Origin of the sequence: Streptomyces sp. NPDC021225 (assembly GCF_044332865.1) — a bacterium.
Classification (GTDB): Bacteria; Actinomycetota; Actinomycetes; order Streptomycetales; family Streptomycetaceae; genus Streptomyces.
The window spans coordinates 580,847-603,404 of record NZ_JBIRPV010000002.1; the positions used below are offsets into that span (position 1 = coordinate 580,847).

Below are 22,558 nucleotides of genomic sequence, written 5' to 3' on the forward strand. Positions count from 1 at the left end.
CTCGTACCCGATCAGCGGTGGTTCTCGTGGGGTGCGCGCCAGTGGTGGTAGCGGTGGTGGAGGGTGAAGCCCATGCCCTCGTAGAGCGCTCGGGCACCGTCATTGTCCGTCTCGACCTGGAGATACGCGGCCGAGGCGCCCTCCTTCAGGGCCTTGCGGGCGAGCGCCGTCATCACGGCGGTGGCCAGCCCCTGACGGCGCAGTCGCGGATCGGTCTCCACGGCCGTGAACCCGGCCCAGCGGCCGTCCACCACACACCGCCCGATCGCGGCCGGGACGCTTTCGTTCTCCGTCTCCGAGGTCGCCTCGGCGGTCGCTATGGTCGCGAACCACACCGACGGGCCGCCGCCGAGCACCCGCAGCACCTCGGGGGCGGGTTCGCCGGAGGCGGAGCGCTGATAGCGGGCCAGCCAGGCCTCGTCGATGTCCTGGGAGAGGGCGACCCGTGAGACATCGGCGTCGAGATCCGCGAGGGGCGCGAGGGCGGCGATCCGTGTCTCCGCGGAGACCTCCTGGATCCAGCCGTGGGCCGCGAGCTCCGCGGCCAGCAGCTCCTGTGTCCCCTCGGCGCCGGTGCTGACCTGGATGTACGCGGGCAGCCCGCGCTCGGCGTACCAGGCGGTCACCCGCCGCAGTGCCTCCTCGACCGGGACGCCGGGGTCGCCGAGCGGCAGCACGGAGTTGGCGCGCCGGGTGAAGCCGCCCGCCGCGCGCAGCTCCCACGCGCCGAGCCGCTCGCTCTCCACCGGCGGCCAGGCGCGGGCCGCGGCCCGGTCCAGCTCGGCCGCGGTCGCCGCCGGGCCGCGGCGGCGGGCCGGAGCGGCGGGCACCACCTTCCCCGCCACGAGCGAGGCTTCCGCGATGCGGACTTCCTCTCCCGTGCGCCGGGTGACGCACAGCACACCGCTCGTCCACGATGTGAGCACTCCGACGACGTCCGTGAACCGCGCGCCGCTGTTCCCACCCTCGATCGTCAGCCTGACGGACACACGTTTACCCACGTCGGATGGGGTAATCCGGACCTCTAGCCGTCCGCCAGTGGTGAAATCCACAGCTCTGCTCGCCCCTCGTGTGCGTCTGGTGCCCAAGAACGGAGATACTAGGTGCGGGCATCGACGACGCCGCGCTCCCGCGCGATAGCAGCCCTAACGAGGAGGAACGACAGCGTGACCTACGTCATCGCGCAGCCTTGTGTCGACCTGAAAGACAAGGCGTGCATCGAGGAGTGCCCCGTCGACTGCATCTACGAGGGCCAGCGGTCCTTGTACATCCACCCGGACGAGTGCGTCGACTGTGGGGCCTGTGAGCCGGTCTGCCCGGTCGAGGCGATCTTCTACGAGGACGACACTCCCGAGGAGTGGAAGGACTACTACAAGGCGAACGTCGAGTTCTTCGACGAGCTGGGCTCGCCCGGTGGCGCGAGCAAGCTGGGCCTGATCGAGCGTGACCACCCCTTCATCGCCGCCCTGCCCCCGCAGGAGCACGACGAGTGACCTCGCGGCGCGCGGGCGCGTTCTGAAGACGCCCCGGCACCGCGCAGCCTTCGGTCCCGCAAGCCACCCGGGCCTGCGGGGCCGGGCTGTTTTCCCGAGAAAGCGAGCCAGTTGTGCCACCCGTCTCCGCCCGTCTCCCCGTCTTCCCGTGGGACCGGCTCGAACCGTACAAGGCGACCGCCGAGGCGCATCCGGACGGCATCGTCGACCTGTCGGTCGGCACCCCCGTGGACCCGGTCCCCGAGCTGATCCGCGCGGCGTTGAGCGGCGCGGCCGACAGCCCCGGCTATCCGACCGTGTGGGGCACCGCCGCGCTGCGGGACGCGCTGACCGGCTGGGTGGAGCGGCGGCTGGGCGCGACGGGTGTGTCGCACACCCAGGTGCTGCCGGTCGTCGGCTCCAAGGAGCTGGTGGCGTCGCTGCCGACCCAGCTGGGCCTCGGCCCCGGCGACCGGGTCGCCTTCCCGCGGCTGGCCTACCCGACGTACGAGGTGGGCGCGCGGCTCGCGGGCGCGGAGCCCGTGCCGTACGACGAGCCTACGGAACTCGACCCGGCCGGGCTGAAGCTGCTGTGGCTCAACTCCCCGTCCAACCCGACCGGCCGGGTGCTGGACAAGGACGAGCTGCGGGCGGCGGTGGCCTGGGCGCGCGAGCACGGCGTGCTGCTGGTCAGCGACGAGTGCTACCTGGAGCTCGGCTGGGACGCCGACCCGGTGTCGGTGCTGCACCCCGAGGTGTCGGGCGGCAGCTTCGACGGCCTGGTGGCGGTGCACTCGCTCTCCAAGCGCTCCAACCTGGCGGGCTACCGCTCGGCGTTCCTCGCCGGTGACGCGGCGGTCCTCGGCGAGCTGCTGCAACTGCGCAAGCACGGCGGGATGATGGTGCCCGCGCCCGTACAGGCCGCCACCATCGCGGCGCTCGGCGACGACGCGCACGTGGCCGAGCAGCGCGAGCGCTACGCCCGCCGCCGCTCCGCGCTGCGCGGCGCGCTCGAGGGGTGCGGCTTCCGGATCGAGCACAGCGAGGCGTCGCTGTACCTGTGGGCGACGCGGGACGAGCCGTGCTGGGAAACTGTCGGCGCGCTCGCCGAGCTGGGCATCCTGGTGGCGCCGGGTGACTTCTACGGCGTGGCGGGGGAGCGGAATGTGAGGGTCGCGTTCACCGCCACCGACGAGCGGGTCGCGTCGGCGGTCCAGCGGCTGGGCGGCGGTCTGCCCAGGAGCTGAGGGCGCGGCCGGGACACGGCGGCCGGGACACACCGGCCGGCACGGACATGACGGGCCCGGGGAGCCGATGCTCCCCGGGCCCGGGTGTGTCGCGGGGCGTCAGCCGCTGATGAACGGCAGGCCCTTGAGCGGCAGACTGTCGGTCAGGGCGGCGAGGGGCGACGGGTTCGGGGCGACCGGGGCGGAGGGCGCGGCCGAGGTCGGCTGCTCGGGCGCGGCCGCGCCCTCCTTGCCGACCCTCTCCATCTTGCCCGACTTGCCCGCCTTGCCGGTGACGGCCTTTCCGACCTTGCCCATCACGGCCTTGCCACGGCTCGGCGCGGCGTGCCGGCCCTTGCCCTTGCCCTTGGCGGCCGGGGCCGCGGCCTTGCCGTGCTCGCCCCCGGCGGCCTTGGCGGCCTTGGCCCCCTTGTTGGCCCTGACGGCCTTGTCCTCTCCCGCCTTGCCCGCGACCGCCTTCGTCCCGGACGCCGCCTTGGCCCCGGAGGGGGCCGCCTTGCCCGCCGCCGGAGCGGTCTTGTCCGCGGGCCGGGCGGCCGGGGCGGCCTGCTCCGGGCCCCGGAGGGCGCGCTTGACGGTCCCGCCCGCCGCGTTCCCGACCTGCCGCGAGGCGGAGTCCGCGAGGTTGCCGACCGAGGAGGTGTCGAGCGCGCTCAGCCCGCCCAGCTTGGGGGCCTGCGAGAGGTTCAGGTCCGCTGCACTCGCGGCGCCGGCGGCACCGGCCACGGGAGCTGCACCCGCTGCGACCAGCAGCGCGGTTCGCGCGATCCGACGCGTGAGGGGGAGGGACATGATGCTCCTTTGACGGAGGGACATTTGGCGTGAATGTCCGGCAGGCGGACGCAGTGAATACCGCGTGAGAAGCGGGAAGGTTGCGGTACGCCAAGGTAAAGAATTGATAATGCGTCGCATAATCCGTTTAAGATGTGAGTGGGTTTCCGGGAATGCCTCAGAACCCGCTCCAACCCGCTTTCACCTGCGGAGATGTACCGCGCTATCGGGCGGTGGAGATATGCACTTCCGAGCCGGATCCGTCTTCGGTGGTGCGCCAGCGGGCCTCTGAATTCCCGGCGGTCCACACGTGATTTCCGTAAGAAACGCGTTCGATGCGCAACTCGTCCGAGTGAGCCACCGCCCAGTACGCCAATTCCCAGCCGCGCTGCTTTGCACCGCCGCGGGCCGTGGTCGCCCCGGTCGGCACCCGCACCACATCCGCGGCCGCGGAGCGCCCGCCACCCTGCCCGGCCGACCGCACCGCCGCAGCCACCTCGGCGCCGAACTGCCGCTTCAGCTCCGCCCGGACCCGCGCCGGATCGCCCGGAATCCCGTCGTCCGCCGGGCCGGGGCAGGAGAACGCGGCCGCCGAACGCCCCGTCAGCGCGCCGGTCAGCACCACGGCCTCGGTCTCGTGCTTCGCGTACGCCTGCGGGAAACCGCTGTACTGCACCCGCTGGGCGGCCACCGTGAGCGGAAGCCGTGAGTAGCCCGGGACCTTGACCAGGCGGTCGTAGAACTTCCCCGCCGCGTAGACGGGATCGAGGATCTGCCGCGCGGTGCCCCAGCCCTGCGAGGGCCGCTGCTGGAAGAGCCCCACCGAATCCCGGTCGCCATGGCGGATGTTGCGCAGCCCCGATTCCTGGAGCGCCGTGGCCAGCGCGATGGTGACGGCCCGCTCGGGCAGTCCCCGGGAGGCGGCCACCGCCTCGATCGTGGCCGCGTTCACGGCCTGTTCGGGGTCGAGCGACACCCCCTCGCCCTCCGCCCGCACGAGACAGCGGGGCGGGCCCCAGCCACCGGTCAGGACGTGCAGCGCCACATATCCGACCAGGGCCAGCAGTACGGCACAGGCGATCGCGGCACGCGTCCGGCGGGCGCGGCTGGCGAGGACGGGCAGGGGCACGGCGGACACGTTACTTCAGGGCCGCCCGGACCCGGACCGGCTTGTGTCAACAGGAGCATCACGGGCCCGGGGGACCCCGCCACCACCGCCGTGAGAGCCGCCGCCACCACCGCCGCCCGGCGGACGCCGCGAACGGGCTAGGGTCGCGGGTATGGCACATCCCGCACTCGATCTGTCCCTGGACGCCGCCCGGCTCACCGCCCGCCTCGTCGACTTCCCCTCGGTCAGCGGCGACGAGAAGGCGCTCGCCGACGCCGTCGAAGAGGCCCTGCGCGCCCTGCCGCACCTGACCGTCGACCGCGACGGGGACGCCGTCGTGGCCCGGACGAACCTGGGGCGGGCCGAGCGGGTCGTGCTCGCGGGACACATCGACACCGTGCCGATCGCCGACAACGTGCCCTCCCGGCTCGACGAAGACGGCGTGCTGTGGGGCTGCGGCACCTCCGACATGAAGTCCGGCGTCGCCGTACAGCTGCGCATCGCCCAGACCGTCCCCGACCCGGGCCGCGATCTGACCTTCGTCTTCTACGACCACGAGGAGGTCGCCGCGGAGCTCAACGGGCTGCGGCGGCTGGCCGAGCGGCACCCCGAGTGGCTGGCCGCCGACTTCGCCGTCCTGCTGGAGCCCACCGAGGGCAATGTCGAGGGCGGCTGCCAGGGCACCCTGCGGGTGCAGGTCACCACCAGCGGCCGGCGCGCCCACTCCGCGCGCGACTGGCTCGGCGAGAACGCCATCCACAAGGCCGCGCCCGTCCTCGACCGGCTGGCCGCCTACCGGGCGCGCCGCGTGGACATCGACGGGCTCACCTACCGTGAGGGCCTCAACGCGGTGCGCATCGACGGCGGCCACGCCACCAACGTCATCCCCGACCACTGCACCGTGACGGTGAACTTCCGGTTCGCCCCCGACCGCTCCGAGGAGGAGGCGGCGGCGCATGTGCGCGAGGTCTTCGACGGCTTCGAGGTGGAGGTCACCGACAGCGCCCCCGGCGCGCTGCCCGGGCTGTCCCACCCGGCCGCGGCCGCCTTCGTCGAGGCGGTCGGCGCGGAGGTGGGTCCCAAGTTCGGCTGGACGGACGTCGCCCGCTTCTCGGCGCTCGGCGTGCCCGCGATCAACTACGGCCCCGGCGATCCCAAGCTCGCGCACACCCGGGAGGAGCATGTGGCCACCGCGGCGGTGCTGGAGGCCGAGGAGCGGCTGCGGGCCTGGCTGACCGCCTGACCGCCTGACCGCCCGGCCGCCGCCCCGACCTGGCTGACGTGCCGAATCGAGGGGCCTACGCTGAACGACAGATCTGCGGCTGATCGGAGGCAGATCTTGGCGAAGGGAGCACACATGGGCAACGCGGAGGACGAGCGAGCGCTGCGGGAGCAGCGTGAGGGTCCGGTCGTGCGCCGACGCCACCAGATGCGGCCGGGCACGACCGACCAGCGGCTGCTGGACACCCAGGGCGCGACGCACTGGGTACACGAGGATCCGTTCCGGGTGCTGCGCATCCAGTCGGAGTTCGTCGAGGGCTTCGGCGCGCTCGCCGAGCTCGGCCGGGCGGTCAGCGTCTTCGGGTCCGCCCGCACGCCGCGGGAGTCGCCGGAGTACGAGGCGGGGGTGCGGATCGGGCGGGCGCTCGCGGAGGCGGGGTTCGCGGTGATCACGGGCGGCGGCCCGGGCGCGATGGAGGCGGCGAACAAGGGCGCGTGCGAGGCGGGCGGGGTCTCCGTCGGGCTGGGCATCGAGCTGCCGTACGAGCAGGGGCTCAACCCCTACGTCGACATCGGTGTGAACTTCCGCTACTTCTTCGTAAGAAAAACAATGTTTGTGAAATACGCCCAAGGATTCGTGGTGCTGCCCGGTGGGGTCGGCACGCTGGACGAGTTCTTCGAGGCGCTCACCCTCGTCCAGACCAAGAAGGTGACCCGCTTCCCGATCGTGCTCTACGGCTGCGCCTACTGGCAGGGGCTGATGTCCTGGCTGAAGGACACGCTGGTCGCGGAGGGCAAGGCGAGCCCCGCGGACCTGGAGCTGTTCCGGCTCACCGACGACGTGGACGAGGCGGTCGACCTGATGACGAAGGAGTCCGGCGGCTGACCCCGCCTGCCGGACCGCCCGCCCGGCGCCTCTTTCCGGCCGGGTGCTGTCCGGCCGGGTGCTGTCAGGCCAGGCCGCGCCGGGCGACCGCCGGGGGCCGGTGCCCGGCGATGGACGAGACCATGTCCAGCACCTGGCGGGTCTCGGCCACCTCGTGCACCCGGTAGACCCGCGCCCCGAGCCAGGCCGAGACCGCGGTCGTCGCCAGGGTGCCCAGCAGCCGCTCCTTGACCGGCCGGTCGAGCGTCTCGCCCACGAAGTCCTTGTTGGACAGCGACACCAGCACGGGCCAGCCGGTCTCGGCCAGCTCGCCGAGGCGCCGGGTCGCCTCCAGGGAGTGCCGGGTGTTCTTGCCGAAGTCATGGCCCGGGTCGATCATGATCGACTCCGGCGGCACGCCCAGCTCGACGGCGCGCCGCGCGAGCCCGAGCGTGACCCGCAGGATGTCGGCCACCACGTCGTCGTACCCGACCCGGTGCGGCCGGGTGCGCGGCTGGGCGCCGCCCGCGTGGGTGCACACCAGGCCGGCGCCGTGCCGGGCCGCGACCTCGGCCAGCTTGGGGTCGACCCCGCCCCACGCGTCGTTGAGCAGGTCGGCGCCCGCCGCGCAGACCGCCTCCCCGACCTCGTGGCGCCAGGTGTCCACGCTGATCACCACGTCGGGGTGGCGCCGGCGTACCTCGGCCACGAAGCCGACCGTGCGGCGCACCTCCTCGGCGGCGCTCACCTCCTCGCCCGGACCGGCCTTGACCCCGCCGATGTCGATGATGGCGGCGCCCTCGGCCACGGCCTGCTCCACGCGGGCCAGGGCGGGCTCGTCGCGGAAGGTCGCCCCCTGGTCGTAGAAGGAGTCGGGCGTCCGGTTCACGATCGCCATGATCACTTGCTCGTTCTCGCCGAACTCACGCCGTCCGAGCCGCAACATCCGCACTTCCTCTCGCTTCCTCCCCGGAGGGGCTGCCAGCGACGATAACTGTCGGTGGGGCATGGCACGATCGAGGCAGACTGGTAGGACGTACGAGCGCACCCCGGGGAGACGATCGTCGTGTTTTGGTTCTTGCTGATCGCGCTGGTCGTGGTGGTCGGCGCGGTCACGCTCGCCGTCGTCGGGGGCGGTGACGGCAGTGTGCTGCCCGAGGCGCCCCCCGACCGGCTGGACGACGCGTTGCCCGCCGACCGGCCACTGGGCCGGGCCGATGTGGAGGCCCTGCGGCTGCCGATGACCGTGCGGGGCTACCGGATGGCCGATGTCGACGATGTGCTGGGCAGGCTCGGTGCCGAGCTCGCCGAGCGCGACGCGCGGATCGCCGAGCTGGAGACGGCCCTGGCCGGGGCGCACGCGTCGGCGCGGGGCGGGCCGGGGCCGCTGAAGGGGCCCGGCGGCTTTCCGCCGCCCGATGTCGCCCCTCCGGGCTTCGCCCACGACCTGCCGCCGCATGACCTGCCGCCGCCCGGGCTGCCCACGCACGACCTGCCCACCCATGACCTGACCCCGCACGACCCGCCCCCGAACCATCCGCCCGCGCCCGACTTCCCGCCGCGCGGCCAGGACGGGGAGGGCGCATGAGCGCCGCCGGCGTGGTTCTGGGGCCGGACGGGCTGGCGCGCTGCCCGTGGGGGCTGGAGGCCGAGGGCATGGCCGACTACCGCGCCTACCACGACACCGAGTGGGGCCGCCCGGTCCATGGCGACGACGCCCTGTTCGAGCGGATCTCCCTGGAGGCGTTCCAGTCGGGCCTGTCCTGGCTGACGATCCTGCGCCGCCGCGAGGGGTTCCGCGCCGCCTTCGCGGACTTCAAGATCGCGGCGGTCGCGGAGTTCACGGAGGCGGACGAGCAGCGGCTGCTCGGCGACTCCCGCATCATCCGCAACCGCGCCAAGATCTCGGCCGTCGTGGCGAACGCGCGGGTGGCCGGCGAGCTCGCGGCGGGCGAGCTGGACAAGCTGATCTGGTCGCACGCCCCGAACGCGGCCCGCCGCCCGGCGCCGCGGACCTTCGCCGACGTCCCCGCGACCACCCCGGAGTCGACGGCGCTGGCCCGCGATCTGAAGAAGCGCGGCTTCCGCTTCGTCGGCCCCACCACGGCCTACGCCCTGATGCAGGCGTGCGGCCTGGTCAACGACCACCTGGCCGACTGCCATGCGCGGGGCGCCGGCTGAAATATCAGCGCCCGGTGAAGCGGGGCTTCTGCTTTTTGACGAACGCGTCCACCGCCGCCAGGTGGTCCTCGGAGGCCCCCGCGCGCCGCTGGAGCTCGTCCTCCTTGGTCAGGGCCTCGGTCAGGCCGTGCCCGGCCGCGAAGGCGAGGGATTCCTTGATCGCCGCATAGGCGGCGGTGGGGCCCTCCGCCAGCCGCCGGGCCACCGCCGCCGCCTCGTCGGCCAGCTCCGCGGCGGGGACGACCTTGTTGGCGATGCCCAGGTCGTACGCCTCCTGGGCGCCGACGTTGCGTGGGAAGAGGAGGAGGTCGGCGGCGCGGCCATGGCCGATCAGCCGCTGGAGGGTCCAGGAGACGCCGGAGTCGGCGGTGAGGGCGACCCCGGCGAAGGAGGTGTTGAACGAGGCGGTGTCCGCGACGATGCGGTGGTCGGCGGCGAGGGCGAAGCCCGCGCCCGCGCCCGCCGCGACCCCGTTGACCGCGGCGACCACCGGCTTGGGCATCCCGGCGATCGCGGTCACGATCGGGTTGTAGTGCAGCGCGACGGTGCTCATGGTCGAGCCCTCGCCCTCCCCCGCCCGGTCGGCCGCCAGCAGCCCGATGTGCTCCTTGAGGTCCTGGCCCACGCAGAAGGCGCGGCCGGTGCCGGTCAGCAGCACGGCCCGTACGGCCGCGTCCCCGGCGGCCCGCAGCAGGGCGTCGCGCAGCGCGACCTTGGTGTCGATGTCGAGCGCGTTCATGGCGTCGGGACGATTCAGGGTGATCGTCGCGAGTCCGTCGGTCAGCTCGTAGAGCACGGTGTCGGCCATGGTGGGTCCTCCGGTGCGGCTGGGGCGGGGCCCGGTCCGGGCCGCCGGTGGCGCCGCACCGGCGGCCCGGTCGGGGCCCCGCCGCGGCGGTCAGCGCTCAGCATGCCGAAAGATCGGCTCGGCCGACATGTGACCTGCGTCAAAGAATTCGGCCCTCTCCGGGCCATCGCCGGCGGGTGCCCCGGACATCGGCGCCCGTACGGTATCGCGACCCCTCCCCGAATTGGGTGGTTTTGGGCGAGCGCGTTGCGCGGGGGTTGCCGACTGATGTTGGTCATCGGGTCGTGCCATGCGGGATAATGACAGGGAAGCAACGTGTTCGATGCCGGTGACACCTGGGTTGTCGGCTGCGATGAGCTGGTTTCAGGAAGGGGAACGAGCATGGCGGCCATGAAGCCGCGGACGGGCGACGGCCCGCTCGAGGTGACCAAGGAGGGGCGGGGCATCGTCATGCGCGTTCCGCTCGAAGGCGGCGGTCGGCTCGTCGTCGAGCTGACACCGGACGAGGCCGACGCGCTCGGCGACGCTCTGAAGAAGGTTGTCGGCTGAAGGCTCAGGCCCTACCACCACCCGTGTGCCGCCCCGGCGGCCGGTATGTACGTACCGGCCGCCGGGGCGGTGCTTTACCCATGCTTGACCAGGCACTCTTGACCATCCGCGCTTGATCACGCGCGGTTGACCGCCGGCGCCCCCGCGCGGCTACGCGCGCTTGACCGCGCAGAGCAGCCCGTCGCCCACCGGCAGCAGCGAGGACTGGAGCACGGTGGACTCCCGTACGCTGCGCAGCAGCTCGCGCAGGCGCAGCACCTCGGCCGGCTGCGCGGCGGAGTCCACGGTCCGCCCGTTCGCGAAGACGCCCTCGAAGCAGACCAGCCCGCCGGGCCGCAGCAGGCGCAACGATTCACCGAGGTATTCGAGGCACTCGGAGCGGTCGGCGTCGAAGAACACCAGGTCGTAGCCGCCGTCGGCGAGCCGGGGCAGCACATCCAGCGCCCGGCCGGGGATGAAGCGCGCCCGGTTCCCGGCGAAGCCGGCGGCGCGGAACGCCTGCCGGGCGAACTGCTGCATCTCCGGCTCGGAGTCCACGGTGGTCAGCACGCCGTCCGGCCGCATGCCGTGCAGCAGGTGGATGCCCGAGACCCCGGTCCCGGTGCCGATCTCGGCGACGGCCTTGGCGTCCGCGGTGGCGGCGAGCAGGCGCAGCGCGGCGCCCGTACCGGACGACACCGAGCGCATCCCCGCCTCCCGGGCCCGTTCACGGGCCCAGCGCAGGGCTGCGTCCTCGGCGACGAACGCATCGGCGAACGCCCAGCTCGTCTGCCGGTTGGCGGTAATGGCCCTCTCCTGTCCCCGTAGTTGACGCAAGCGTGACTGTAGCCGCTGCGCCCGGGAACCCGCTGATGGGACCGGGCGTTGAGAGGAGAAGGGGGGAGCATATGGATCGCGAACAAATGCAGGTCAAAAATGCTTATCCGGAGCTAACGGGCGAGGTGGATATGGTAGGGGCTCTACTGGACACCACCAGAGCCGACAGGGGAGGTGCGGCTGCGGCCGGTGACCGGAGAGTGCTGAGGCGCTTTCGCAGGTCAACGGGCGAGCCGAAATCCGTGACCAACATCGCTGACCGTCCTCGTTCCGCCGATTCCGCTACGACCGCGACCTTCGCCACCGACGCGGACGCTCCGGCGTGGACACCTCCTACCTGGGAGGAGATCGTCAGCACGCACAGCGCGCGTGTCTACCGCCTTGCGTACCGCCTCACCGGCAACCAGCACGACGCCGAGGACCTCACACAGGAGGTCTTCGTCCGGGTCTTCCGCTCGCTGTCCACCTACAGCCCGGGCACCTTCGAGGGCTGGCTGCACCGCATCACGACCAATCTCTTCCTCGACATGGTCCGCCGCCGTCAGCGCATCCGCTTCGACGCGCTCGGTGAGGACGCGGCCGAGCGGCTCCCCAGCCGCGAGCCCTCTCCCCAGCAGCATTTCAACGACACCCACTTCGACGCCGATGTGCAGCAGGCCCTCGACACCCTCGCGCCGGAGTTCCGCGCGGCCGTCGTGCTCTGCGACATCGAGGGGCTCTCGTACGAGGAGATCGCCGCGACCCTCGGTGTGAAGCTCGGCACGGTGCGCAGCCGGATCCACCGCGGCCGCTCGCATCTGCGCAAGGCCCTCCAGCACCGCTCGCCCGCGGCGCGGGCCGAGCAGCGCACGGTGACCGCGGCGCCCCGCCGCGTCGCCGCGCCCCGGCTCAGCGGGGAGGTCGGAATCGCGTGACCCGGTCAGGCGGTCAGTCCCCCGCCGAGCAGCATCTCGGCGACCGCCTTGCAGCTCTGATCGATGGCGAGCTGGGGCACGATGCCCGTGAGCGCGTGCTCGCACACCTCGCGACGTGCTGCAAGTGCAAGGCGGAGGCCGACGCTCAGCGGCGGCTGAAAGACGTGTTCGCGCAGACGGCGCCCCCCGCTCCCTCGGAGGGCTTTCTGGCGCGTCTCCAGGGCCTGCCGGGCCTGTCGGCGGACGATGGCGACGGCGCCGGGGGCGACGGCTCGCCGTTCGGCGCCTCGGGCGTCTTCGGCGTCCCGGACACCCGGGGTGTCCACGAGCCGCGGGAGCAGGCCTTCGCGTTCCTTCCCACGAGCCGGCCGGTCGGCCCGGCCGCCGCGGCTGTCGCCGCCTCGCGTCAGCGCGGCTTCCGGATCCATGAGGTCGAGCGCCCCGCGCCGCGCCGGCGGTTCGCCTTCGCGGCCGCGGGGGCGGTGTCGCTGGCCGCGTTCGCGCTCGGCGGCGCGCTTCCGCTGGACGCGGCGGTCGAGTCGCCCGGGAGCCAGGCGGAGGGCTCGGACAGCGCGGCGAGCCCGGTCGGTGTGACGTCCAAGGTGGAGGATGCCGACGCCATGGGCGTGCGCGAGCGCACCCGTCGCGAGGTCGGGCTGCTGGATGTGGCGGCCCCGGTCGACACGACCTCCCCGGGCTCCACCCGGGCCCGTACCCTCAGCGAGGCCGCCGGCAGCGTGCCGGACCCGCTCATCCAGCCGATCCTGGCCGCCACCCGGCTGCTGCGCGCCGCGGCGGCCACGCCCGCGGCCCCCGAGCCCTCCCAGATGGCGGGCCCCTCCCACCCGGCGACCCGGACCCCGCCGTACCACGGCGTCAGCGCGCCCCCGGAGTAGCCGTGGCCGGCGGGCGCCATGTCCGCCCGCGCTCGCTGCGTTCTCGGGCTCGCCCGAGTACGTCCAGGACGAGAGCGACCCTCCGCCTTGCGATCGCACACGCCCCCGCCAGCGGTAGCTGGGGGTGCCCCCTGACGCCGCGGGCTGATCCGATGAGACTTTGCGGACCCGACCTGGCCCGAGGGCGGGGGCGGGGGCGGTGAACCGTCGCGGCGGGGGCGGCTCCCGGCGTACGCACTGCGCGGGCGTCGGCGGACCTGATTGAATCGCTACCGGGCAGCGCCACCCGGTGGCGGTGGCGGCTGTTCCGAGGCGGCGCAGTCCGTGCCGTTTCGCGGGAACTCTGAGGAGATCATGGACGAGGGGAAGGCCACCGGGCCCAAGCCGAAGTGGTGGAGCCGTCCGGACGCGCGGCCCGGCGGCCGATCGTCATCCGGGGCCGGGCTGAGGCCCGCGGGAGACACCACGGCCGGGGATGCCGCGGCGCCCGGCGCGGCCGGCGGCGCACAAGGCCCGGCTGACGGCGCGTCGGCTCCGGCCCCGACGGGTGACACGGTCCAGGCGGCCGGGGCGGCCGAGCCGGGCGCGGCGCCCGTGGCCCAAGAACCCGCCGACGGCGCGGTAGGTGACGGCGCGTCGTCGGCGTCGTCGGCGTCGTCGGCGTCGTCCGCGTCGTCCGCGTCTCCGTCATCGGCGGCCGACGGCGGCGGTGCCGGGGCCGTGGCGGGAGCCGCCTCCGGCGCGGAGGCCGGGCGGGCCGCCACCCCGCTGCACGCCCCCGACCCGTACAGCACGCCGCCCTACGGCGGGCCGGGCCCCTGGGCGCCCGCCCCTCCCGTGCAGCGGCCCGTGCCGACCCCGGCCCATGGCACCCACCTTCCGCCCGGCGTCGTCCCGGGCACGACCCCCGCACACGGCACCCAGGTGCCGCCCGCGGCGGCCCAGACCATGCCCCCGCCCGGGATGACCCCGGCCCACGGCACCCAGCTCCCCCCGCCCGGGATGACCCCCGCGCACGGCACCCAGCTTCCGCCGGGCGCGCAGGCGGACCCGGGCGCCGCCGCCACCGCCCAGCTGCCGCAGCAGCAGGCCGGGCCGCAGCCCCCCCTTCAGCCCCAGCCGGGTCAGGCCGCGCAGTGGCAGCACTACGACCCGTGGACGGAGGTCCCCGCGCCGGAGAAGCCGCGGAGGTCCGACCGCCGCGTCGCTCTGATCGTGATCGCGGTGATCGCGTTGATCTCGGGCGGGATCGGCGGCGGCGTCGGCGCGTATCTGGAGCACCAGCGGACCACCGAGGACAGCGTGGTCGACCTCCCGCAGGCGCCCCTCGACAAGGGCGCCAGGGACCCGAAGAGCGTCGCCGGCATCGCCGAGAGCGCGCTGCCGGGCGTGGTGACCATCCATGTCAGAGGAGGCTCGGAGCAGGCCACCGGCACCGGCTTCGTGCTCGACAAGCAGGGCCACATCCTCACCAACAACCACGTCGTGGAGCCCGCGGGTTCGGGCGGCGACATATCGGTGACGTTCAACGGCGGCGAGGTGGCGGACGCCAAGATCATCGGCCGGGACAGCGGCTACGACCTGGCGGTCATCAAGGTCGACGGCGTCTCGGGGCTGCACCCACTGGCCCTCGGCAACTCCGACTCCGTGCGCGTCGGTGACCCCGTTGTGGCGATCGGCGCCCCGTTCGACCTGGCGGGCACCGTGACATCCGGGATCATCAGCGCCAAGGAGCGCCCCATCACCGCCGGCGGCGATGAGGGCGACGGCAGCGACATCAGCTATGTCGACGCGCTCCAGACCGACGCCCCGATCAACCCGGGCAACTCCGGCGGCCCGCTGGTGGATTCCAGGGCGCGGGTCATCGGCATCAACAGCGCGATCCGGGCGGCCGACGACGGCTCGGGGCTCGGCGGCGGCCAGGGCGGCAGCATCGGCCTGGGCTTCGCGATCCCGATCAATCAGGGCAAGCGGGTCGCCGAGGAGCTGATCAACACCGGCAAGGCCACCCACCCTGTGATCGGCGTCACGCTCGACATGGAGTACGCGGGCGACGGCGCCCGGGTGCACGCCCGCGGCGCCGGCGGCCCGCCGGTCAATCCGGGCGGCCCGGGCGACAAGGCCGGGATCAAGGCCGGCGATGTGATCACCGAGGTCGACGGCGTACGGGTGCACAGCGGGCAGGAGTTGATCGTGAAGATCCGCAGCCATCGGCCCGGCGACCGGCTCCGGCTGACGCTGCGGAGGGACGGCCAGGAGCGGACGGTGGAGCTGACGCTCGGTTCGGCGGGCGGCAGCGGCTGAGCACGCCTGGTGGAGGCCAGGGGGCACCTCCCAGCGGTAGCTGGGGGCGGTGATGGTGGGCGGAGGACGCCGGATGTTGGCCCGGGCGTCTCCCGTCCCGCCCCCACTGACGGGTACCGTGTTCAGTGGCCTGGACCGTGGCCACGGACGTCTCTAGGAGCTGCAAGGTGTTCTTCGACATAGGACCCCTCGAGCTGATCGCGCTCGTCGTCCTTGCGGTGCTCGTCTTCGGCCCGGAGAAGCTTCCCAAGGTCATCCAGGATGTGTCGCGGTTCATACGCAAGGTGAGGGAGTTCTCCGACAACGCCAAGGAGGACATCCGCTCCGAGCTGGGCCCGGAGTTCAAGGACTTCGAGTTCGAGGACCTGAACCCGAAGAATTTCGTCCGCAAGCATGTGCTGGACTCGGACGAGCTGGGCCTCAAGGAGATCCGCAACGGCTTCGACCTCCGTAAGGAGATGGCCGAGGTCGCGGACTCGGTGAACGGCCGGGAGAGTGACTCCGCACAGGGCTCTTCCGGTTCTTCCCCGGCCTCCCAGTCCGGCGGCGGGTCCGGCACCGACAGCGGCTCCAGCACCCCTGACCTGCTGCGCAAGCGCGAGGAGCCGAAGCGCGAGGAGCGCCCTCCTTTCGACTCCGACGCCACTTGATCCCCCCGTATGCCCGGCCTGGTTGACCCGTATGGCTATCCTCCCTTTGTCCGGGGTGAGGACGCCTGAGGGGGGCGGGCCGCCCACGACGAAGGGCAACGAGGAGGCTCCGCACAGATGGAGACGACGGGTCGGCTAGGGGCGCATGGCGTGGCTGATACACCGGGCGCGCCCGCCGGGGACGGCGCGTCGGCCGCGCAAGGGATCCCCGCCGACGCTCGGCGGAAGGTCGACGGCTATCTGCTGGCCGCCTTTCCGTGGTACGGCCTTGACGAGGCGTTCACGGGACGGCGCTGGCTGATGCAGGTGGGCGCCGCCGCGGACGGCACGGTCGAGCACGGCTCCACCGGGCACGGCGACGAGCCGTCGCTGCGCGCGGAGACCGAGCCGGACCAGCAGCGCTTCGCGGTGGTGGTGACCGTGGCCAGCCGCCCGGTGCGGGACAGCGCGGACGGCACGGGCGTGCTGGAGGCCACCTCGGTCTCCTCGGCGGCCTGGCTGGCCGGGTCCGGACTGCTGTCGTCCACCTGGCCGACGCGCATGGAGCGCGCGCTGCGCCAGGACTGGCTGGACCAGCAGACCGCGATCGCCTGGGAGCTGGCGGACGACCTGGAAGGCCCGGGCTGGTCGCAGCTGTCGCTGCCGGTGGACGGGGTGCCGACCGAATTCCACTACCGCGAGTCGGAGTACGGCTGGGTGCTGGCCGGCTCCGCCCGCGAGGGCGTGCACATCGGCGCGTACGGGCGCGGGATGAGCGCGTACGGGCTGGGCTTCGCGGTGGTCAAGGACATCACGGCGTACGAGTAGCCGTACGGCGGCATATGGGCGGACATGAGTGGGGCGGCCCCCCTTTGGGGAGGCCGCCCTCAGTGGCTCATGGCTCAGTGGCTCATGGCGCGCGGCCCGCGGCCGCGCACGCGCTCAGAACTTGTTGCGCGGCGTGATGCCCAGCGACATGCCCGCCAGCCCGCGCTGCCGCCCGCCGAGCTTGCCCGCGATCGACCGCAGCGCGCTGCCCGCCGGGGAGTCGGGGTCGGTCAGCACGACCGGCTTCCCCTCGTCGCCGCCCTCGCGCAGCCGCACATCGATCGGGATGGAGCCGAGTACCGGCACCGTGGCGCCGGTGGCCCGGGTCAGCCCGTCGGCGACCCGCTGGCCGCCGCCCGTGCCGAAGACGTCGACCATCTCGTCGCAGTGCGGGCAGGGCAGCCCGGACATGTTCTCCACCACGCCGACGATCTTCTGATGGGTCTGGACCGCGATCGAGCCCGCCCGCTCGGCGACCTCGGCGGCGGCCTGCTGCGGCGTGGTGACGACCAGGATCTCGGCGTTGGGCACGAGCTGGGCCACGGAGATCGCGATGTCGCCGGTGCCGGGCGGCAGGTCCAGCAGCAGCACGTCCAGGTCGCCCCAGTAGACATCGGCCAGGAACTGCTGGAGCGCGCGGTGCAGCATCGGCCCGCGCCACACCACCGGAGTGTTGCCCGGCGTGAACATCCCGATCGAGATGACCTTCACGCCGTTGGCCGACGGCGGCATGATCATGTTCTCGACCTGGGTGGGGCTGCCGTCGGCGCCCAGCATGCGCGGCACCGAGTGGCCGTAGATGTCGGCGTCCACGACGCCGACCTTCAGACCGTCGGTGGCCATCGCCGCGGCCAGGTTGACCGTCACCGACGACTTGCCGACGCCGCCCTTGCCGGACGCCACCGCGTACACCCGGGTCAGCGAGCCGGGCTTGGCGAAGGGCACCTCGCGCTCGGCCTGGCCGCCGCGCAGCGAGGCGGCCAGCTCGCGCCGCTGCTCGTCGCTCATCACATCCAGCTCGACGGTGACCCCGGCCACCCCGGCGACCTTGCCGACCGCCTCCCGCACCCGCTCGGTGATCGTGTCGCGCATGGGGCAGCCGGAGACCGTGAGATAGACCGCCACCGCGACCGTCCCGTCCGCCGCGATCTCGACGGATTTGACCATGCCGAGATCCGTGATCGGCTTGTGGATCTCCGGGTCGTTGACCGTGGCGAGCGCGGCGCGCACCGCGTCCTCGGCCGGCGTGGGGGCAGTGTCGGTAGCCATACGGAGATGGTACGGCGCGGCGGGTACTCGGCGGTAAGGGCCGTCAGCGGTCTGATTCGTCACGTGGGGCGCCGGGGGGCGGCGCGCCGGGGGACGGGGCACCGGACGGCGGGGTGGCCCGGTCCCTCTCCTGGTCCCTGATCAGCTCCTGGAACTCGGAGCGGATCCAGTCGCGGGTGGCCACCTCGCCGAGCCCCATCCGCAGCGCCGCGATCTCCCGGGCCAGGAACTCGGTGTCGGCGATGGATCGCTCGTCCCGGGCACGGTCCTGCTCCAGGGTGACGCGGTCGCGGTCGGCCTGCCGGTACTGGGAGAGAAGGATCAGCGGGGCCGAGTAGGAGGCCTGGAGCGAGAGCATCAGGGTCAGAAAGATGAACGGGTACGAGTCGAACCGCAGCCGCTCCGGGGCCAGGATGTTCCAGCCGAGCCACACGGCTACGAAGACCGTCATCCAGGCGATGAAGCGTCCGGTGCCCAGGAAACGGGCGATCTGCTCCGACGCCTTGCCGAACGCCTCCGGGTCCCACCGCGGCAGTCGCACGCGGCGCGGCTCCCTGGGCCGGTCGAGCCGGGTTCCCTCACCTGGCATCGGGGACCTCGGGCGGCGCGCTGCCGGGGACCGGGCGCACGGTCAGGCCGTACAGCTCCCGCTCCCGCCAGTCGTGCGGCAGCAGGTGGTCGAGTACGTCGTCCACGGTCACCGCGCCGAGCAGCGAGCCGCTCTCGTCCACGACCGGCGCCGTGACCAGGTTGTACGTGGCCAGATAGCTGGTCACACCGGGCAGCGGGGCCTCCGGCGGCAGCGGCCGCAGATCGGTGTCCACGACCGAGGCGACGAGGGTGTACGGCGGCTCGCGCAGCAGCCGCTGGAAGTGCACCAGCCCCAGATAGCGGCCGGTCGGCGTCTCGTCCGGCGGCCGGCACACATACACCTGCGCGGCGAGCGCCGGGGTCAGGTCCTGGTTGCGCACCCGCGCCAGCGCGTCCGCGACCGTCGCGTCGGGGCGCAGCACGATCGGGTCGGGCGTCATCAGCCCGCCCGCCGAGCCCTCCTCGTACGACATCAGCCGCCGCATGTCGGCCGCGTCCCGCGGCCGCATCAGGGCCAGCAGCCGCTCCTTGTCCTCCTCCGGGAGCTCGGAGAGCAGATCGGCCGCGTCGTCCGGGTCCATCGCCTCCAGGACGTCGGCCGCGCGCTCCTCCTGGAGCTTGCCGAGGATCTCGACCTGGTCGTCGTCCGGCAGCTCCTCCAGGACGTCGGCGAGCCGCTCGTCGTCCAGCGCCGCGGCCACCTCGCCGCGTCGCTTCGCCGAGAGGTGGTGCAGTACGTTGGCGAGGTCCGCGGGGCGCAGCTGCTCGAAGGTGGCCAGCAGGTTCTCCGCGCCCTGCCCGTGCTCCTCCAGGGAGAAGCCGGTGACCGCGGACCAGTCGACGATCAGCGTCTCCCCGCGCCGCCGCAGCGCGCCCGACCTGCCGCGCCGTACGAAGACCTTCTCGATCGCCCAGTCGCGGCGCGCGGGCAGCTGCCCCATGGCCACGTCGAGGACCGTCACGTCCTCGCCCGTCTCCACCAGCGTCACGGTCCGGTCGAGCAGCTCGCCGAGCACCAGGGTCTCGGTCGGGCGCTGCTCGAAGCGGCGCATGTTGACCACGCCGGTGGTGATGACCTGTCCGGACTCGACGCCGGTCACCCGGGTCATGGGCAGGAAGATCCGCCGGCGGGTGACCACCTCGACCACCAGCCCCAGGACGCGCGGCGCCCGCCCGCCGAGCCGCAGCATGGCCACCAGGTCACGGACCCGGCCCACCTGGTCGCCGTTCGGGTCGAAGACGGGAACACCCGCGAGGTGCGACACGAACACCCTGGGGGCGCCTGCGGGCATGTCATGCGCCTCCCTGTGAACTATTTGTGGCTTATCTGGTTGAATGCCTGGTTCAGGCTAGCGCGCCCTGCCCTGCCCTGCCGCCGGACAACCTCCCCGGCTACCGCTGGGGTACCCCCTCCCGCTCCACCGTGCCGACACCTCTGGACAGCACCGGTACGCTGCCCCTGCACCGGCTTCAGGAGGCAGAGCAGACGTGCGCACCCGGAACACGGCTCTCGTGGCGGCGATGTGCGCGGCGTTGGCCGCGACGGTCGCCGGATGCGGCGGCGACGGCGGCGGTGAGGACCCCGACGCGGGCACCAACGGCGTGGGCAAACTTCCCGCCGCCAAGATCGAGAGCAAGGCCCGCAACGCCGCGGTGGGCGCGGAGGCGGTACGCCTGTCCGGCAACCTCGTCACCAAGGGGCGCACCTACAAGGTCGACATGCGGCTCAAGGCGGACGGCGGCACCGGCCAGGTCTCCAGCGAGGGCAGCACCTTCGAGCTGCTGCGCGTCGGCAAGGAGCTCTACCTCAAGGCCGACGCGGGCTTCTGGTCACACGAGGACGAGAGCGGCAAGGGCAACGGCGGCGCGCCGACCGACGCCGACGCGGCCGCGGCGGACAAGCTCGACGACAAGTACGTGAAGGTGCCGGTGGGCGACCCCTCGTACAAACGGCTCAGCGGGCTGACGGACAAGAGCCTGCTGCTCGACGGGCTGCTCGCCCTGCACGGCGAGATCTCCACCGGCGACCGGGGCAAGGTCGGGGGCGTACGGACCATCCGGATCCGCGGCGGGGAGGGGAGCGGCGGGATGCTCGACGTCTCCCTGGAGGGCCGGCCGTATCCGCTGCGGCTTCAGCGGGCGGGTGACGCGGGGGTCATCCGGCTCGCCGACTGGGACAAGGACTTCACGCTGGCCGCGCCTGAGAAGGGCGATGTCGTGGACTACGGACAGCAGATTCCGAGCGGCACGTAGCGCCTGCGGCGGGCTGGCTCGGCGCTGTCCTGGCGGGCGTCGGCGCCTGCGGCCGGCCCTTTCCCCTACCCGCCCCTTGGGCTCCGCCCCAGACCCCGGGGGCAGGGGCCCGCGAGGCGGGCCCTGCGCGTGTTGGCGCCCCGCGTGCTGGACCGGCGTGCTGGAGGGCCGTGGGCTGGAGTTTCGTGCGGCGGGGTCGGGGCTGCGGGCGGGGGAGCCGGGCGCGACGGAAATCGACGGGGGCTCAGGCGCGCTTGCGGGTGCGGGGGCGGCGGGTCAGGAGTTTGGGGAGCGCGGCGGGCATCGGGCGGCGGGTGATGGCCGGACTCGGGGGCGGCGTCGCGGCCAGGGAGCCGGACGGCGGCTCCGCGAGCGGGCCCGGCGCCGGTTCCAGGCGCAGCACCCGGCACTCACGGGCCCAGCGCTCGGCGATCCGCTCGGCGTCCGGCGCGTTCAGCCGCTTGCCCTTGAGCTCTTCGACGGCGGCCGTCCACGCCTCGCCGCCGGGCGCCAGCTCGGCCACCCGGGCGGGCCAGGCGACGAGCCGTCCGCCCTTGTCCTTGCTGCGCACGGTGACGGTGGCGGCGCCCCCGTCCACCAGGCCGAGGCCGCTCAGGGGCTGCTCCCCGGGGCCGTCCCCGACCAGACACACCGCGCCCTCGTGCCACACGTGCCACAGCGCGCGCTCGGTGTCCCGGGCGCCGTCCGCGCCCCGGACCCAGATGAGGGCGGACTTCTTGGCCGCCTCCTCGATGAGGGCGCGGTCCATGGGGGTCTGCGTCATGCGGACAGCCTATGGCCACCCCCGGCGACCGCCGGACGGACGGCCGTCCCAGCACGTGGGCGGACAGTTTCGAAGCGGACCTATGCCCCTTACCCTGAGGCGGTGTCCAGCGCCAGTTCCAGCAGCACCGGTGCCGCCACCGGTGCCGGGTCGGCCGCCGAGCCCGTCCCTCACCGAGCCGCCCCCCTCGATGTGGCGCTGCTGGCGCTCGCCGTCGTCTCGGTCTCGTCCTCGGCGCCCCTGGTCGCCGCGACGGCGGCCCCGGCCCTCGCCGTCGCGTTCTGGCGCAACGCCATGGCCGTCGGCGTGCTCACTCCCTTCGCGGCGCTGCGCCATCGCCGGGAGCTGCGCGGGATGGGGCGCGGCGGGGTGCTGCTGTCCGCCGGGGCGGGGGCGCTGCTGGCGCTGCACTTCGGGACGTGGCTGCCCAGCCTGCACATGACCTCCGTCGCCTCGTCGACCGCGCTGGTCACCACGACCCCGATCTGGACCGCGCTGCTGCTGCGGCTGCGCGGGCAGCGCCCGCCCGCCCTGGCCTGGGCGGGCATGGCGGTCGCCATGCTCGGCGTGCTGCTGCTGACCGGGGTCGACCTGGCGCTGTCCCCCCGCGCGCTCGCGGGCGACGCCCTCGCGCTGGTGGGCGGCATCGCGGGCGCGGGGTATGTGGTGCTCGGCGCGGAGGTGCGGCGGACGGTGAGCACCACGGCGTACACCTATGTCTGTTACGGCACCACCAGCGTGCTCCTGCTGCTCACCTGCCTGGCCTCCGGCACGGCCCTGGGCGGCTACAGCGGCGCGACGTGGCTGAAGCTGGCCGTGCTGACGGTCACCGCCCAGCTGCTGGGCCACTCGCTCATCAACCGCGTCGTCAAGGGCCTGGGGCCGTCCATCACCTCGACCGCGCTGCTGCTCGAGACGCCGGGCGCGGCGCTGATCGCCGCCCTCTGGCTGGGCCAGACGCCCGAGGCGGTCGCCTACCCGGCGCTCGCGGTGATCCTGATCGGCCTCGCGCTGGTGATCCTGGCCGACCGCAGGAAGCCGGGCTGAGGGCC

At 73.4% G+C, this 22,558-nt stretch carries 23 protein-coding genes and 1 pseudogene; 14 read left to right on the forward strand and 10 right to left on the reverse strand.

All coding sequences use genetic code 11. The features are described from left to right. Positions 1-11 precede the first annotated feature (11 nt). Positions 12-1,052 carry a GNAT family N-acetyltransferase gene (locus ACH4S9_RS10755; RefSeq protein WP_398371158.1) on the reverse strand — a complete coding sequence of 347 codons (1,041 nt, stop codon included), beginning with the start codon at positions 1,050-1,052 and terminating at the stop codon, positions 12-14. A 114-nt stretch (positions 1,053-1,166) separates the two neighbouring features. Here ACH4S9_RS10755 and fdxA point away from each other — a divergent pair, with 114 nt between their 5' ends. Beyond that, positions 1,167-1,493, forward strand: a complete 327-nt coding sequence (fdxA, locus tag ACH4S9_RS10760; protein WP_014054705.1) for a ferredoxin — start codon at positions 1,167-1,169, stop codon at positions 1,491-1,493. Between the two features lie 113 nt (positions 1,494-1,606). Further along, the gene (gene dapC, locus ACH4S9_RS10765) at positions 1,607-2,719 is read left to right on the forward strand and encodes a succinyldiaminopimelate transaminase (RefSeq protein ID WP_358844509.1); all 1,113 of its coding nucleotides are present in this window, start codon (positions 1,607-1,609) and stop codon (positions 2,717-2,719) included. Between the two features lie 99 nt (positions 2,720-2,818). Here the strand turns inward: dapC and ACH4S9_RS10770 are convergent, their stop codons facing one another. Both ACH4S9_RS10770 and ACH4S9_RS10775 read right to left on the reverse strand, forming a co-directional pair. After that, positions 2,819-3,511 carry a hypothetical protein gene (locus tag ACH4S9_RS10770; protein ID WP_385345397.1) on the reverse strand — a complete coding sequence of 231 codons (693 nt, stop codon included), beginning with the start codon at positions 3,509-3,511 and terminating at the stop codon, positions 2,819-2,821. A gap of 202 nt (positions 3,512-3,713) precedes the next feature. Beyond that, positions 3,714-4,628, reverse strand: coding sequence for a hypothetical protein (locus tag ACH4S9_RS10775; protein ID WP_385345395.1), 915 nt, complete (start codon positions 4,626-4,628; stop codon positions 3,714-3,716). 142 nt (positions 4,629-4,770) lie between these two features. Here ACH4S9_RS10775 and dapE point away from each other — a divergent pair, with 142 nt between their 5' ends. Together dapE and ACH4S9_RS10785 are read left to right on the forward strand one after the other, a co-directional pair. After that, positions 4,771-5,841 (forward strand): succinyl-diaminopimelate desuccinylase, encoded by a 1,071-nt coding sequence (gene dapE, locus ACH4S9_RS10780; protein WP_361183366.1) that lies wholly within the window; start codon positions 4,771-4,773, stop codon positions 5,839-5,841. 114 nt (positions 5,842-5,955) lie between these two features. After that, positions 5,956-6,705 carry a TIGR00730 family Rossman fold protein gene (locus ACH4S9_RS10785; protein ID WP_311727632.1) on the forward strand — a complete coding sequence of 250 codons (750 nt, stop codon included), beginning with the start codon at positions 5,956-5,958 and terminating at the stop codon, positions 6,703-6,705. A gap of 64 nt (positions 6,706-6,769) precedes the next feature. Here ACH4S9_RS10785 and folP read toward each other — a convergent pair whose 3' ends face one another. Then, positions 6,770-7,630 carry a dihydropteroate synthase gene (gene folP, locus ACH4S9_RS10790; RefSeq protein ID WP_311727633.1) on the reverse strand — a complete coding sequence of 287 codons (861 nt, stop codon included), beginning with the start codon at positions 7,628-7,630 and terminating at the stop codon, positions 6,770-6,772. Between the two features lie 120 nt (positions 7,631-7,750). Here folP and ACH4S9_RS10795 point away from each other — a divergent pair. After that, positions 7,751-8,086: pseudogene (locus tag ACH4S9_RS10795) on the forward strand (DivIVA domain-containing protein); the annotation flags it as partial. Positions 8,087-8,268: 182 nt separating this feature from the next. After that, positions 8,269-8,865, forward strand: coding sequence for a DNA-3-methyladenine glycosylase I (locus tag ACH4S9_RS10800; RefSeq protein ID WP_385345392.1), 597 nt, complete (start codon positions 8,269-8,271; stop codon positions 8,863-8,865). Positions 8,866-8,869: 4 nt separating this feature from the next. Here the strand turns inward: ACH4S9_RS10800 and ACH4S9_RS10805 are convergent, their stop codons facing one another. Continuing rightward, positions 8,870-9,673, reverse strand: a complete 804-nt coding sequence (locus tag ACH4S9_RS10805) for an enoyl-CoA hydratase-related protein (protein ID WP_311727638.1) — start codon at positions 9,671-9,673, stop codon at positions 8,870-8,872. A 381-nt stretch (positions 9,674-10,054) separates the two neighbouring features. On the opposite strand from ACH4S9_RS10805, the gene ACH4S9_RS10810 reads away from it, so the two are divergent. Continuing rightward, positions 10,055-10,222, forward strand: coding sequence for a DUF3117 domain-containing protein (locus ACH4S9_RS10810; protein ID WP_003966491.1), 168 nt, complete (start codon positions 10,055-10,057; stop codon positions 10,220-10,222). A 150-nt stretch (positions 10,223-10,372) separates the two neighbouring features. On the opposite strand, the gene ACH4S9_RS10815 is transcribed toward ACH4S9_RS10810, so the two are convergent. Further along, entirely contained in the window at positions 10,373-11,038 is a 666-nt protein-coding gene (locus tag ACH4S9_RS10815) for an O-methyltransferase (protein ID WP_311727639.1), read from the reverse strand. Between the two features lie 131 nt (positions 11,039-11,169). Here ACH4S9_RS10815 and sigE point away from each other — a divergent pair, with 131 nt between their 5' ends. The 5 genes from sigE to ACH4S9_RS10840 all read left to right on the forward strand — a co-directional run bounded on the left by sigE (position 11,170) and on the right by ACH4S9_RS10840 (position 16,609). Then, complete coding sequence (gene sigE, locus ACH4S9_RS10820; RefSeq protein ID WP_311727640.1) at positions 11,170-11,952, forward strand: RNA polymerase sigma factor SigE; 783 nt, start codon at positions 11,170-11,172, stop codon at positions 11,950-11,952. Beyond that, complete coding sequence (locus ACH4S9_RS10825) at positions 11,949-12,848, forward strand: anti-sigma factor family protein (protein WP_385349935.1); 900 nt, start codon at positions 11,949-11,951, stop codon at positions 12,846-12,848. The genes sigE and ACH4S9_RS10825 overlap by 4 nt, the downstream gene beginning before the upstream one ends. Positions 12,849-13,202: 354 nt before the next feature. Next, positions 13,203-15,152, forward strand: a complete 1,950-nt coding sequence (locus ACH4S9_RS10830; protein ID WP_398371164.1) for a trypsin-like peptidase domain-containing protein — start codon at positions 13,203-13,205, stop codon at positions 15,150-15,152. A gap of 167 nt (positions 15,153-15,319) precedes the next feature. After that, complete coding sequence (locus ACH4S9_RS10835; protein ID WP_311727643.1) at positions 15,320-15,802, forward strand: sec-independent translocase; 483 nt, start codon at positions 15,320-15,322, stop codon at positions 15,800-15,802. A gap of 117 nt (positions 15,803-15,919) precedes the next feature. Further along, the gene (locus tag ACH4S9_RS10840) at positions 15,920-16,609 is read left to right on the forward strand and encodes a hypothetical protein (RefSeq protein WP_311727644.1); all 690 of its coding nucleotides are present in this window, start codon (positions 15,920-15,922) and stop codon (positions 16,607-16,609) included. Between the two features lie 114 nt (positions 16,610-16,723). On the opposite strand, the gene ACH4S9_RS10845 is transcribed toward ACH4S9_RS10840, so the two are convergent. From ACH4S9_RS10845 to ACH4S9_RS10855, 3 genes are read right to left on the reverse strand one after another with little or no spacing between them, the layout of a single operon-like run. Continuing rightward, positions 16,724-17,878, reverse strand: coding sequence for an Mrp/NBP35 family ATP-binding protein (locus ACH4S9_RS10845; protein ID WP_311727646.1), 1,155 nt, complete (start codon positions 17,876-17,878; stop codon positions 16,724-16,726). Between the two features lie 43 nt (positions 17,879-17,921). Beyond that, complete coding sequence (locus tag ACH4S9_RS10850) at positions 17,922-18,467, reverse strand: DUF1003 domain-containing protein (protein WP_361183352.1); 546 nt, start codon at positions 18,465-18,467, stop codon at positions 17,922-17,924. Continuing rightward, positions 18,457-19,761 (reverse strand): magnesium transporter MgtE N-terminal domain-containing protein, encoded by a 1,305-nt coding sequence (locus ACH4S9_RS10855; RefSeq protein ID WP_361183350.1) that lies wholly within the window; start codon positions 19,759-19,761, stop codon positions 18,457-18,459. Before ACH4S9_RS10855 ends, ACH4S9_RS10850 begins: the two co-directional genes overlap by 11 nt. A gap of 196 nt (positions 19,762-19,957) precedes the next feature. Here ACH4S9_RS10855 and ACH4S9_RS10860 point away from each other — a divergent pair, with 196 nt between their 5' ends. Continuing rightward, the gene (locus ACH4S9_RS10860) at positions 19,958-20,722 is read left to right on the forward strand and encodes a hypothetical protein (protein ID WP_311727650.1); all 765 of its coding nucleotides are present in this window, start codon (positions 19,958-19,960) and stop codon (positions 20,720-20,722) included. A 244-nt stretch (positions 20,723-20,966) separates the two neighbouring features. Here ACH4S9_RS10860 and ACH4S9_RS10865 read toward each other — a convergent pair whose 3' ends face one another. Continuing rightward, the gene (locus ACH4S9_RS10865; RefSeq protein ID WP_398371168.1) at positions 20,967-21,506 is read right to left on the reverse strand and encodes a hypothetical protein; all 540 of its coding nucleotides are present in this window, start codon (positions 21,504-21,506) and stop codon (positions 20,967-20,969) included. A 102-nt stretch (positions 21,507-21,608) separates the two neighbouring features. Between ACH4S9_RS10865 and ACH4S9_RS10870 the strand changes: the two genes are divergently transcribed. Continuing rightward, positions 21,609-22,553 (forward strand): DMT family transporter, encoded by a 945-nt coding sequence (locus ACH4S9_RS10870; protein ID WP_398371170.1) that lies wholly within the window; start codon positions 21,609-21,611, stop codon positions 22,551-22,553. The last annotated feature ends 5 nt before the right edge of the window (positions 22,554-22,558 follow it).

Excerpts from the sequence above, each read along its gene's own strand:
- ACH4S9_RS10770 (WP_385345397.1), bottom strand. The coding sequence starts at position 3,511 with ATGTCCCTCCCCCTCACGCGTCGGATCGCGCGAACCGCGCTGCTGGTC.
- dapE (WP_361183366.1), top strand. The coding sequence starts at position 4,771 with ATGGCACATCCCGCACTCGATCTGTCCCTGGACGCCGCCCGGCTCACC.
- ACH4S9_RS10785 (WP_311727632.1), top strand. The coding sequence starts at position 5,956 with ATGGGCAACGCGGAGGACGAGCGAGCGCTGCGGGAGCAGCGTGAGGGT.
- folP (WP_311727633.1), bottom strand. The coding sequence starts at position 7,630 with ATGTTGCGGCTCGGACGGCGTGAGTTCGGCGAGAACGAGCAAGTGATC.
- ACH4S9_RS10800 (WP_385345392.1), top strand. The coding sequence starts at position 8,269 with ATGAGCGCCGCCGGCGTGGTTCTGGGGCCGGACGGGCTGGCGCGCTGC.
- ACH4S9_RS10805 (WP_311727638.1), bottom strand. The coding sequence starts at position 9,673 with ATGGCCGACACCGTGCTCTACGAGCTGACCGACGGACTCGCGACGATC.
- ACH4S9_RS10810 (WP_003966491.1), top strand. The coding sequence starts at position 10,055 with ATGGCGGCCATGAAGCCGCGGACGGGCGACGGCCCGCTCGAGGTGACC.
- sigE (WP_311727640.1), top strand. The coding sequence starts at position 11,170 with ATGGTAGGGGCTCTACTGGACACCACCAGAGCCGACAGGGGAGGTGCG.
- ACH4S9_RS10830 (WP_398371164.1), top strand. The coding sequence starts at position 13,203 with ATGGACGAGGGGAAGGCCACCGGGCCCAAGCCGAAGTGGTGGAGCCGT.
- ACH4S9_RS10840 (WP_311727644.1), top strand. The coding sequence starts at position 15,920 with ATGGAGACGACGGGTCGGCTAGGGGCGCATGGCGTGGCTGATACACCG.
- ACH4S9_RS10845 (WP_311727646.1), bottom strand. The coding sequence starts at position 17,878 with ATGGCTACCGACACTGCCCCCACGCCGGCCGAGGACGCGGTGCGCGCC.
- ACH4S9_RS10850 (WP_361183352.1), bottom strand. The coding sequence starts at position 18,467 with ATGCCAGGTGAGGGAACCCGGCTCGACCGGCCCAGGGAGCCGCGCCGC.
- ACH4S9_RS10855 (WP_361183350.1), bottom strand. The coding sequence starts at position 19,761 with ATGCCCGCAGGCGCCCCCAGGGTGTTCGTGTCGCACCTCGCGGGTGTT.
- ACH4S9_RS10865 (WP_398371168.1), bottom strand. The coding sequence starts at position 21,506 with ATGACGCAGACCCCCATGGACCGCGCCCTCATCGAGGAGGCGGCCAAG.